Below are 11,497 nucleotides of genomic sequence, written 5' to 3'. Positions count from 1 at the left end.
AGGAAGCGATCATGGCTAAACGTACAGACATTAAAAGTATCTTAATTATTGGTGCAGGTCCGATTGTCATCGGACAGGCATGTGAGTTTGACTACTCAGGTGCGCAAGCGTGTAAAGCTCTTCGTGAAGAAGGCTACCGTGTTATTTTGGTGAACTCTAACCCAGCTACCATTATGACCGACCCTGCGATGGCAGACGCAACATATATCGAGCCAATCACTTGGCAGACTGTTGCTCAAATCATTGAAAAAGAGCGTCCAGATGCTGTCCTTCCAACAATGGGTGGTCAAACAGCATTGAACTGTGCGCTTGCACTGGATGCCAACGGTATTTTAGAAAAATACAATGTTGAATTGATTGGTGCAACCAAAGAAGCGATTGAAAAAGCTGAAGACCGTAAACTGTTTGATGAAGCAATGCGTAAAATTGGTCTTGAATGTCCAAAAGCTGCGATTGCTGAAAACATGGAAGAAGCTTTAGAGATTCAAGCGCGCTTCGGCTTCCCTGTGATTATCCGTCCGTCATTCACGATGGGTGGTTCAGGTGGCGGTATCGCTTATAACAAAGAAGAATTCCTTGAAATCTGTGAACGCGGTTTCGATCTTTCTCCAACCAAACAATTATTGATTGATGAATCTTTAATTGGCTGGAAAGAATACGAGATGGAAGTTGTTCGTGACAAAAACGACAACTGTATTATCGTTTGTGCGATCGAAAACTTTGACCCAATGGGCGTGCACACAGGTGACTCAATCACTGTTGCGCCTGCGCAAACATTAACAGACAAAGAATATCAATTGATGCGTAATGCATCTTTAGCAGTTCTTCGTGAAATTGGTGTAGAAACAGGTGGTTCTAACGTTCAGTTCGGTATTTGCCCAGATACTGGCCGTATGGTGATCATCGAGATGAACCCGCGTGTATCGCGCTCATCTGCCCTTGCATCAAAAGCAACAGGTTTCCCGATTGCAAAAATCGCCGCGAAATTGGCTGTCGGTTATACCCTTGATGAATTAAAAAATGACATCACGGGCGGAACGACTCCTGCTTCGTTCGAACCTGCAATTGACTACGTGGTAACAAAAATTCCACGTTTCAACTTCGAAAAATTCCCACAAGCAGATGCAACACTGACCACACAGATGAAATCTGTGGGTGAAGTAATGGCCATTGGTCGTAACTTCCAAGAGTCTGTAAACAAAGCACTTCGTGGTCTTGAAGTGGGTGCGTGTGGTTTTGATGAAAAAATCGCAGTAGGAACTGAAGGCGCGAAAGAAAAGATCTTGGTTGAACTTAAAGTTCCGGGTCCAGAGCGTATTTGGTATGTGGCTGACGCATTCCGTCATGGTTTCACCTTAGAAGACGTGTTCCAAGCGACGAAAATCGATAAATGGTTCTTGATCCAAATCGAAGACATCATCAAAACTGAAAATGAAATCAAAACTTTAGGTTTTGGTGATCTAAACGCAGACAACATCCGTTCGTTCAAACGTAAAGGTTTATCTGACCTTCGCATCGCGAACTTGATGGGTATTTCACAAAAACAATTCCGTAAGCACCGTTGGAACTTGGGCGTAACGCCAGTTTACAAACGTGTGGATACCTGTGCAGCAGAGTTCGAATCTGACACTGCATACATGTATTCAACTTACGATGATGAGTGTGAATCAAACCCATCTGATAAAGATAAGATTATGGTGATCGGTGGTGGTCCTAACCGTATTGGTCAAGGGATCGAATTCGATTACTGCTGTGTACACGCTGCGCTTGCAATGCGTGAAGATGGTTACGAGACCATCATGGTGAACTGTAACCCTGAAACAGTTTCAACGGATTACGACACTTCTGATCGTTTGTACTTCGAACCAATCACATTGGAAGATGTACTTGAAATCGTTCGTACTGAAAAGCCAAAAGGCATTATCGTTCAGTATGGTGGTCAGACTCCGCTTAAATTGGCTCGTGCTTTAGAAGAAGCAGGTGCGCCAATTATCGGTACATCACCAGATGCGATTGACCGAGCAGAAGACCGTGAACGTTTCCAACAAATGATTCAACGTCTTCAACTTCGCCAGCCAAACAACAGCATTGTAAAATCTGCTGAAGAAGGTATGGCTGAAGCATCGAAAGTAGGCTACCCACTGGTGGTGCGTCCTTCTTATGTACTCGGTGGTCGTGCGATGGAAATCGTATACAACGACGAAGAGCTTAAACGCTACTTACGTGATGCGGTACAAGCATCAAATGAAGCGCCAGTTCTTCTTGACCGTTTCTTAGATGATGCGATCGAAGTTGACGTAGACTGTGTATCTGACGGTAAAGACGTTGTGATTGGCGGTATTATGCAGCACATTGAACAAGCAGGGATTCACTCAGGTGACTCAGCATGTTCGATTCCTCCATACTCACTCTCAGTTGAAATCCAAGACGAAATGCGTCGTCAAACTGTTGCTATGGCGAAAGAGCTTGGCGTTGTTGGTTTGATGAACGTACAGTTTGCTGTGAAAGGCGAAGACGTTTACATCCTAGAAGTGAACCCACGTGCGTCTCGTACTGTGCCATTCGTTTCTAAATGTATCGGTGAGTCTTTAGCGAAAGTGGCTGCGCGTTGTATGGCGGGTCAGTCTTTAGAATCTCAAGGATTCACTAAAGAAATCATCCCGACTCACTTCTCTGTAAAAGAAGCGGTGTTCCCGTTCAACAAGTTCCCGGGTGTTGACCCTATTCTTGGCCCTGAGATGAAATCTACAGGCGAAGTAATGGGTGTAGGTAAAACATTTGGTGAAGCATTCTACAAAGCTGTGTTAGGCTCGAATGAACGCGTACCAGGTCTTCCTACAGAAGGCGAAGTGAAGCATGCATTTATCTCTGTGCGTGATTCAGACAAACCTCGTGCTGTTGGTATTGCGAAGCAACTGGTAGGCTTTGGCTTCAAAGTACTTGCGACTGGCGGTACTTATGAGTTCATTAAAGCTGCAGGTATTGAGTGTGAACGTGTAAATAAAGTCACTGAAGGCCGTCCTAATATCGTGGACCGCTTGAAAAATGGCGAAGTTCACCTCATTATCAATACAACTGAAGGCAAACAAGCTCAACAAGATTCGTTCTCGATTCGTCGTTCAGCGCTTCAAGCGAAAGTGTATAACACTACGACCTTGAACGGTGCTGATGCTGTATGCCAAGCTTTTGCGATTCAATTGCCAATGGATGTATACCGTTTGCAAGATTTACAAACTGTAGGTTAATTCGTTTACCGAGAAGTCCCGTCACCTCTCGGTGGCGGGCTTTTTTCATTTATAAACCTATATTTTTTACACTCACAGACTTGAGGGACAACAATGCAACGTTATCCTATGACTCCCCAAGGCAAATTAGCCTTAGAGAAAGAATTACATCAATTAAAAAGTATTGAACGTCCACGTATTATTGCGGCAATTGCTGAAGCACGTGAGCACGGGGATTTAAAAGAAAATGCGGAATACCATGCTGCGCGTGAGCAACAAGGTTTCTGTGAAGGTCGTGTTCAAGACATCGAAGGTAAATTGGGTGCGGCTCAAGTGATTGATGTAAAAGAACTTGAACAGAACGGTCGCGTGGTTTTTGGGGTGACAGTCACTATCGAAAACTTAGACACCGAAGAACAAAAGACCTATATGATCGTTGGTGACGACGAAGCTGATTTTAAAATCAATAAAATTTCAGTGAACTCTCCTATCGCGCGCGGCCTTTTGGGCAAAAGTGAAGGGGACGAAGCAAAAATTCAAACCCCTCAGGGTGAAGTTGAATACGAAATTGTAAAAGTTGCATATATCTAAGTTTCTTTGATATTTACGGCTGTAGAAACCCCTCGATTGAGGGGTTTTTTGTTTTTGTATTTTACCAAATAGCTCTTCCTAGCCCTCTTCTTATGCACGTGGGAAATTTCACCCCAAGAATGAGATAGATTTAGGGTATTCATTTCCCCTCTTTATCAAAGCAAGACTTTTATTTGTTATAATTTCTCACACTCTTCAACGCTGTCTTTTTATGTCTGAGCCACTGATTAATTCTCCTGTCAAACACTGGTGTGAGTTTGAGTTCATCTCTAAAACGGTGAAGAATCCGAATATTCACATTAAAGGGAATTACTCTTACTATTCAGCGTATTGGGATCAAGGTTTTGAACGTTGTGTCGTGCGTTATTTGCATGATAAGCCCTCGACCATAGACAAACCAATTGATCAACTCTATATCGGCAACTTCGTCTGTTTTGGCGCAGAATGCGTCATTATGATGGGTGGTAACCAACTGCATCGTACTGACTGGATTTCGGCCTTTCCTTTTGATACACGTAGTTTTGTGCTCGCGGGTGATACCATCATTGGAGATGGATGCTGGATTGGTTCACGTGCCATGATTATGCAGGGTGTAACACTCGGTGAAGGTGCAGTGGTGGCAACGGGCGCTGTCGTGACCAAGGATGTTCCACCCTATACCGTTGTGGGTGGAGTACCTGCCAAGATTATTAAGTATCGCTTTCCCGAAGCAGATATAGAAAAACTGCTTGCACTGAAGCTCTATGACTTAGATGAAAAGCAGTTTTTAAAAATGCGTGAGCAGTTACAGACAGATGATATTAACTCTCTGCTTGAGTTTCTGAAATAAAACCAGATTCAATATAATTTTTCCAACTCGTGACAAGATCATCAGATTTACGCAATTTCGTCACGGAATAATCTGAATATAAATCTAAAAGAGCTCTTTCCTTCTCATCCATCTGTCCAGAAGTTGTGTAGTGTTTCATAAAATTTTCCAACTGATCAGCTAATTCCAGAATTCCCAAGCTAGTTAACTTATATTTTTGATTTAAATTATTTATTAAGTTTCTTGCTATATAACTTTCATTATCCCGTTGATGAGTATGATTAGTTATATATTCTAATAATCTCTTTAGAACTCTTCTAAAATACTGCACTGTAACTTGGAAATCCCTATCAAATATTATTGCTATTACAATCATATCCTTATTTAAATTATTTGTTCTTAATAGGGCATATTGATTGACTTTTCTAATAAGCTCTCGCGAATTGTAATTTTTATATAATTGCAATGCCAATACCCAAAAATAAAAAGTACTAAAATGCTCTTTATTTTCAATTTCACCTATTCTAAAAAGCTGCTCTTTTAAGAGCATTTCATAATTATTTATAGCATCCAACTGAGGAAATTTAATCGTGAAATCAATAAACTTTTCGAAGTAATCACCATTCGTTTCAATAGTATAGCCATATAAAGTGTGTACAGACTGTATAAGCTGAGTCTTATTCATCACCAAAACAAAAACAATTTTAGGAATATCAAAAAAGTGTTTAATACGCTCAATCAAACGAATTGCAAAATCAGGACGACAACGATCAAGTTCATCAATAATAAAAACTAGTGGTTTGTCTAACTTTTCAACTGTTTGAGCTAGATGTTTTTTGAATTCTTCTAAAGTTTTCTTTTCAGCTTCATGACCTGCAATTTTCTCTTGAATACTTTCTTTAATTCGATCACTCGTCTCATCTGATAATTTATCTATTTCATCCTGCGCATTTTCATAACCTTGCTGCAAGATTCCACCTAAAAATCCAGCTCCAACAAGATGAAGTCCAAGCGTTAATGCAATTTTCGGTAAAGATGGCAACAATGCTGTTCCTACAGATGCTGATAGATCTATTAGTTTTTTAACCTTACTTTTGGTCTTTTTGTCTTTACTTAAAGTATTTGTAATTTCTGAAGTCACAACTAAAAATGGATCATCTAAATAGTCATTTGCAAATGCATCTAAATAAATCACATTATGATTTTCATCTTCTAAATGTTTTTGCCAGTGTCGAACAAACCAAGTTTTACCCTCCCCCCAACGAGCATCTAAAGCGAGTACAGCTCCACACTGCAAACGATCAACATAATTCGTTAGTTGAATACCCAAACGCTTACGATCCCAAAGGTCACCTTCCCAAGCTGTTTCTATATTCTCTAAATTTGTTCGTTGCCAATTCAGTTGATTCGTATCTGTCATCGTATTTATAAAGTAGTAAGCCATTCATAAATATAAGCTATTTTTTAGACAAAGCCTATGTTTCTTAAACGCTACATATACATTCAACTTTAGTGTTAAATTGATTATTATTCACACGCTTTTGTGCTAATTTAGAAGTGAGAAATTAGCATTTCATATGCAAATATCCATATGAATTTACTAGGTTTTATTCTTTAAAAAATACAGCTAATATCAAGGCATAAGCTGTATTTAACCCGTGATACATTAAAACAGAAATCTGCACGTATAATCAGTTGATAATAAGGAGAAACAACCATGGCATACCAAAACATTTTAGTCCCTGTAGACGGTTCAGAAACATCATATGCAGCAGTTGCGCAAGCGGCTGAACTTGCTAAAGCATTTGGCGGAAAAATTACAGTCGTTCAAGTACTTGCACTTGACCCTTACATTGCTGCCGAATACATTTCTGCAACTCAAACCAATGACTTAATTGAACGTGCGCGTACTTCAGTTTTGAAAACACTTGAGGAAGCAGCGGCTAAATTTAGCGATCTGGGCATTCCAGTTGAAGCAAAACTACTTGAAGGTCAGGTGGTGCACCGTGAAATTATCAAAGAAGCTGAAACATCTAAAGCAGACCTGATTGTGATCGGCTCTCATGGTCGTACAGGTTTAAAACGTTTATTCCTAGGCAGTGTTGCACAAAGTGTTTTAGGTGAAGCGCACATTCCTGTTTTAGTTGTTCGTCAGTAATACATCGAGTGCTCTACTTCCACGGAGGTAGAGCCTTGCTATTTTAAATATTCCACTGAAACTCTTTCATTTTCACTTTGTCCCCAATCACTAAAATACCTTCCGCCAGAAGTAACTGTGCTTGAATGTTTTGTCCCTGATCATTCAGTTTACTTAGGCTAATTTTTCCTTGGGAGTTGATTACACGATACCAAGGTAAACTACTGTCTGCATCCATATGTTTTAGCACATAGCCTACTAAACGTGCATGTTTGGGAATACCTGCTAAGCGTGCAATTTGTCCATAACTAGCTACCCGCCCATAAGGAATCTGGGCGATCACCTGAAAAATCATCGGTGCCAGTTCTTTGACTATCGATTCCGCCATTTCAAAGGTATCCTGTTCTAATTATTCCATAATGACATCGTTATATGATTCAAATAAACCAGCTCATTCATTCTAAAAAGCCCCAATACAGGGGCTTTTTAGTTGAGTAAATCACTAAAAGTTATCAGGACTTTCCAGACGTTTCACTTCCTGAACTCGCTCAGGGTTATGCACCGCAGCAATGCCATCATCTGCTTTAACATCAATCAATGCTTCAGGTTGATAGACGATAATGGTTTCATAGCCCTGTGCATCTTCACCAATAATATACTTGAAGCCTTTACGGTTCATTTTATTACACAGACGTTGATACCAACCTTTAAAACCTGTCTTTTCTTCATTCGGGTTGTAGTAGAACGCATTCATTACAGCAGGCAATCCTAGACCGCAGACCATACCTGAAAGCAACACGGTGATAAAAGTATAACCAATCAAGATACTGCTGTATTCACTTAGCTCAGGTACGTTAGCTACGGCTAAGATCAGTGCTAAGGAGATCCCTCCACGCACTCCGCCCCATGACAAAATCGCCAAACTTCCGTTATAACTTTTCTTACGGAAAGAGGGAAAAAAGGCAAAAGATAAATAGTTCGCTGCAAAACGTGAAGCATGCAGAATAATAAAAGCGACGATGCCGCCAAAAATTAGACTAAAGCTGAGATCTAAAATAAACAGTTCCAAACCAATTAAGGTGAATAAGAACGAGTTAATAATTCCTTCAACCGTATGCCAAAAATGGTTCACTTCCCGTATTTCGCGTTCTTGTAAAATTTCTTTCCATTTATTCCCCACAATCAAACCACCGATGACACAAGCAATCGGTGCTGAAGCATGTGCAAACAGTGCAACCAAGTACGAACCGCAGGCCAAGAGTGCTGTGGTCAAAATGAGAGACTCCATTTCGTGCTTACCACGCAGCAGTCGCAAGATCCCTAAACCAAAGGCCCAACCAATAATGACGGCGACAAAAATTTCATAGAGTAAGGTTTGCAACACGCCCATGACGGTAAAGTTTTCACCTTGTAATACGTTTAAGAGCGTCATGAACAAGGCAATACACATAGCATCATTAAACAGTGATTCACCCTCAAGCTTGACCATTAAATGATGGGGCGCACGTACCGAACTAAGTACGCCTTTGATCCCAATCGGGTCCGTTGCACCCAATGCAGCCCCCAACAGCAAAAGCACCAATAAATCGACATGTTGTCCAATAATGAACTGATAACCGTAGAGCACCACCCCAAAGAACACGGCGCACAGTACCAACGCAATACTGGCTAAAATGCTGATCGGCTTCCAATAACTACGTAAATCTGAGACTTTGAACTTCAGTGCCGACGAGGTCAAAATGAAGCAAATCACGCCATTGATTAAAAAGTCATAAAAATCAATGTGACGAACCGCTTCTTCAATGTTATGAATATTGATGGTAATAAACTGATTACCACTCAGCAGGCTCGCGCCCCACTGTAAAATAAAGACAAAAATGGCAGAAACGATGGGTACGCCAATGGCTTGAGGAAAACCTAAAATACGTTTATTAAAAATAGTCGTTGCAATAGATAATGCAAAAATAACGGTAAAAACTTGTAGAAAAAAATAATTTCCCATTGAACTTCCAAATTGGGCGGTTGGGGAGACGGTGGCTTTCAGTGCTTATCTATGGAATAAAAGTTCATTTCATACACATTGATGCTCGAAATATTTTAATCATTTTTCACATCAACGCCCGAAAAAAATAATTTTTTTAACATTTCTCCTGATGATGAATTAACATAGCGCATATGCATGTTTTTTATGCGTGAACGTTCCCTTTGGCCAAGTTTGATCTCCTATGCAATTCACTTTTAAAACCATCTTTCGGATGTTCTTCGCACTGATTATTTTCCTAACCACCTTTGCGTTGTTTCTGACCTGCTTTGCAAAAACCAAAGAAATTTTACAAGCCGAGCAAACTTTTGCCTCAGCACAAAGTTTTAAAATGAACTCTCGTCCCGATCAAACTCTGGTTCTACTTTCAAACAATAAAGCACCCGATGATCATATTTATTTGCATGTGGCCAATCATGGTTATATCGCCAAACTCAGCTGTAATCATTATTTAACCGACATTTGTGTAGATGACTACAACGAACAACATACCCGCCAAATTCAGTCAATTGAACTACTCAAAGCAGGGCAATTTAATTACATTCAGCAAGTCAGTTATCTCGATACACGTACACAAGATGTTAAAACATTGCGTTATACGCCTGAGCAAATTCAGCAGTTTTACCGTGCGGATATGAGCAACTTAAAGTATGTGGTGTTTGGGGTGTTGTTATTTGCCTGTATTGCGTTATATGTGAGCGTCCGTATTGCTCGAAACTTTAAGCAGTTCTTAAACCGATAGAAATGAATTGGTTAAAATAAAAAGAGGTGATTAATCACCTCTTTTTTATGACTTAAATGGCTTGATTAAAAGTATCACAACTTTCAACTTGCCCCGACTTAAAGCCCGTGCCAAACCAAGTCATACGCTGCTGACTGGTTCCATGGGTAAAGCTATCAGGCACCACTTGCCCTGTTGCCCGCTTTTGTAGGTAATCATCACCAATCTTATGTGCAGCATCCATCGCTTCTTCAACATCGCCTTGCTCTAAGAACTGAGTTCGTTGATTGTTATGATGCGCCCATACTCCTGCTAAACAGTCAGCCTGTAACTCTTGGCGTACCGATAAAGCATTGCCTTGCGCTTTTGAGCCCTGTGCACGAGCTTTTTGCACTTGTTCAGAAATCCCTAAAATGGTCTGAATATGATGTCCAACCTCATGTGCCACAACATAAGCCTGAGCAAAGTCACCCGCTTGATCTTGGCGCGCCAACTCCGTTTGGTTTTGCTCACCGCCAATACCCATTTGAGTCCGCATGTCTTTAAAGAAAGCGGTGTCGATATACACCTTCTGATCTGCTGGACAGTAAAACGGCCCCATTGCAGACTGAGCAGTACCACAACCCGAATTGATCACTCCTGAAAACATCACCAACTTGGGCGGAACATATTGTTGTCCCAATTGCTGTTGGAAAATTTGACTCCATGTGTCTTCAGTATCGGCCAGTACAGTACCGACAAAGTCCATCGCTTCCTGCTGATCAGGCGTTGGGTTATCCAAACCTTGAGTTTCTGCCGCTCCAGTTTGTGCGGTCACTTGTTTAGTGGCTTGGTAGGCTTGCTGCGGATCGACTCCTAGAAATTTCCATGCCACAAAGGCTACGATCAGCCCTAAAATACTGATGCCACCCGCCTTGACACCGCCACCACCGCGGCGATCCTCGACATTGCTACTGACACGACGTCCCTTCCAACGCATAGCACTCTTCCTTCTTCTAATACATGCTGACCCGATCCAGTTTATGCCTTTTTTGAGCTCGGCCAAACTTTTTTAATCAAGCTCACAATAGCCAATACAATCAAACCAGCCACAAAACCAATCACTAAGTTAATCAGTGTTGGGGTTAATGCCCCCACAATGCTTCCCACAGTTGGAATATGTTCAGCATAATCCACTGAACCTTCAGTGAAATGATGCAATAAAGGCACGCCGTGGGAAATAATGCCACCACCCACTAAAAACATCGCGATAGTGCCCACGATGGTTAAGGTCTTCATTAGTTTTGGTGCAAAAGCCAATAAACCACGGCCAATAGTTTGCTTAAATGAAGAGGCTTGCTGAGCTAGATACAGCCCTAAATCATCAATTTTAACAATCATCGCCACAAAACCATACACACCGACGGTCATTAAAATGGCAATTACAGACAACACCATGACTTTGGTTGAAAAAGTTGCAGCAGCCACAGTCCCCAGTGAAATCACCACAATTTCTGCCGACAAAATAAAGTCGGTACGAATCGCCCCTTTAACTTTATCTTTTTCAAAAGTCGCCATATCGGTTTCAATCGCAGTTAATTCTTGGCTGGCTTCTTCTTCGGTTTTGGCTTTTTTGTGATGCAAACTATGTAGGACTTTTTCTACCCCTTCATAGCATAGAAATAAACCACCAATCATTAACAGTGGCGTGATCAGCCACGGTGCAACCACACTAATCAACAGCGCCGCAGGGACTAAAATTAATTTATTAACAAAAGAGCCTTTTGCCACAGCCCAAACCACAGGCAGCTCACGGTCAGTACGAACCCCGCTGACCTGTTGAGCATTGAGTGCTAAATCATCGCCCAAAACACCCGCCGTTTTTTTTGCCGCCATTTTACTCATGACCGCAACGTCATCTAATATCGTGGCAATATCATCTAGTAATATTAATAAGCTACTCGCCATTTATTTTTATCCATCTTGAGAATTCTGA

10 protein-coding genes are annotated in these 11,497 nt (G+C 41.1%); 5 read left to right on the top strand and 5 right to left on the bottom strand.

What is annotated here, in order from left to right; all coding sequences use genetic code 11:
- Positions 1-11 precede the first annotated feature (11 nt).
- From carB to AC5EUN_RS03595, 3 genes are all read left to right on the top strand, one after another.
- On the top strand, positions 12-3,245 hold the full coding sequence (carB, locus tag AC5EUN_RS03605) for a carbamoyl-phosphate synthase large subunit (protein WP_010327274.1): 3,234 nt from the start codon (positions 12-14) through the stop codon (positions 3,243-3,245).
- Positions 3,246-3,338: 93 nt separating this feature from the next.
- Entirely contained in the window at positions 3,339-3,815 is a 477-nt protein-coding gene (gene greA, locus AC5EUN_RS03600; RefSeq protein ID WP_005400425.1) for a transcription elongation factor GreA, read from the top strand.
- A 211-nt stretch (positions 3,816-4,026) separates the two neighbouring features.
- Positions 4,027-4,644 (top strand): CatB-related O-acetyltransferase, encoded by a 618-nt coding sequence (locus tag AC5EUN_RS03595; RefSeq protein WP_010327275.1) that lies wholly within the window; start codon positions 4,027-4,029, stop codon positions 4,642-4,644.
- Here the strand turns inward: AC5EUN_RS03595 and AC5EUN_RS03590 are convergent.
- Entirely contained in the window at positions 4,616-6,043 is a 1,428-nt protein-coding gene (locus AC5EUN_RS03590) for a KAP family P-loop NTPase fold protein (RefSeq protein WP_029575085.1), read from the bottom strand. The genes AC5EUN_RS03595 and AC5EUN_RS03590 overlap by 29 nt on opposite strands.
- Before the next feature lie 297 nt (positions 6,044-6,340).
- Between AC5EUN_RS03590 and AC5EUN_RS03585 the strand changes: the two genes are divergently transcribed.
- Positions 6,341-6,781, top strand: coding sequence for a universal stress protein (locus AC5EUN_RS03585; RefSeq protein WP_004695589.1), 441 nt, complete (start codon positions 6,341-6,343; stop codon positions 6,779-6,781).
- Between the two features lie 43 nt (positions 6,782-6,824).
- Here the strand turns inward: AC5EUN_RS03585 and AC5EUN_RS03580 are convergent, their stop codons facing one another.
- Together AC5EUN_RS03580 and AC5EUN_RS03575 are read right to left on the bottom strand one after the other, a co-directional pair.
- Positions 6,825-7,148: an MGMT family protein gene (locus AC5EUN_RS03580; RefSeq protein ID WP_010327277.1), complete on the bottom strand. Its 324-nt coding sequence runs from the start codon at positions 7,146-7,148 to the stop codon at positions 6,825-6,827.
- A gap of 114 nt (positions 7,149-7,262) precedes the next feature.
- A complete protein-coding gene (locus AC5EUN_RS03575; RefSeq protein ID WP_010327278.1) occupies positions 7,263-8,762 on the bottom strand; it encodes a cation:proton antiporter in 1,500 nt (499 codons plus the stop codon).
- A 223-nt stretch (positions 8,763-8,985) separates the two neighbouring features.
- Between AC5EUN_RS03575 and AC5EUN_RS03570 the strand changes: the two genes are divergently transcribed.
- On the top strand, positions 8,986-9,543 hold the full coding sequence (locus AC5EUN_RS03570; protein WP_010327279.1) for a hypothetical protein: 558 nt from the start codon (positions 8,986-8,988) through the stop codon (positions 9,541-9,543).
- Between the two features lie 52 nt (positions 9,544-9,595).
- On the opposite strand, the gene ypfJ is transcribed toward AC5EUN_RS03570, so the two are convergent.
- Complete coding sequence (gene ypfJ, locus AC5EUN_RS03565) at positions 9,596-10,501, bottom strand: KPN_02809 family neutral zinc metallopeptidase (RefSeq protein WP_004695581.1); 906 nt, start codon at positions 10,499-10,501, stop codon at positions 9,596-9,598.
- Positions 10,502-10,542: 41 nt separating this feature from the next.
- Entirely contained in the window at positions 10,543-11,469 is a 927-nt protein-coding gene (locus AC5EUN_RS03560; RefSeq protein WP_010327281.1) for a DUF808 domain-containing protein, read from the bottom strand.
- Between the last annotated feature and the right edge of the window lie 28 nt (positions 11,470-11,497).

This window comes from Acinetobacter sp. CAU_H_S170_2 (genome assembly GCF_058890445.1).
This window is presented reverse-complemented; position numbering and strand designations above follow the sequence as displayed.

What these genes read in the sequence shown, in the direction of transcription:
- carB (WP_010327274.1), top strand. Translation starts at nt 12, where the DNA reads ATGGCTAAACGTACAGACATTAAAAGTATCTTAATTATTGGTGCAGGT.
- greA (WP_005400425.1), top strand. Translation starts at nt 3,339, where the DNA reads ATGCAACGTTATCCTATGACTCCCCAAGGCAAATTAGCCTTAGAGAAA.
- AC5EUN_RS03595 (WP_010327275.1), top strand. Translation starts at nt 4,027, where the DNA reads ATGTCTGAGCCACTGATTAATTCTCCTGTCAAACACTGGTGTGAGTTT.
- AC5EUN_RS03590 (WP_029575085.1), bottom strand. Translation starts at nt 6,043, where the DNA reads ATGACAGATACGAATCAACTGAATTGGCAACGAACAAATTTAGAGAAT.
- AC5EUN_RS03585 (WP_004695589.1), top strand. Translation starts at nt 6,341, where the DNA reads ATGGCATACCAAAACATTTTAGTCCCTGTAGACGGTTCAGAAACATCA.
- AC5EUN_RS03580 (WP_010327277.1), bottom strand. Translation starts at nt 7,148, where the DNA reads ATGGCGGAATCGATAGTCAAAGAACTGGCACCGATGATTTTTCAGGTG.
- AC5EUN_RS03575 (WP_010327278.1), bottom strand. Translation starts at nt 8,762, where the DNA reads ATGGGAAATTATTTTTTTCTACAAGTTTTTACCGTTATTTTTGCATTA.
- AC5EUN_RS03570 (WP_010327279.1), top strand. Translation starts at nt 8,986, where the DNA reads ATGCAATTCACTTTTAAAACCATCTTTCGGATGTTCTTCGCACTGATT.
- ypfJ (WP_004695581.1), bottom strand. Translation starts at nt 10,501, where the DNA reads ATGCGTTGGAAGGGACGTCGTGTCAGTAGCAATGTCGAGGATCGCCGC.
- AC5EUN_RS03560 (WP_010327281.1), bottom strand. Translation starts at nt 11,469, where the DNA reads ATGGCGAGTAGCTTATTAATATTACTAGATGATATTGCCACGATATTA.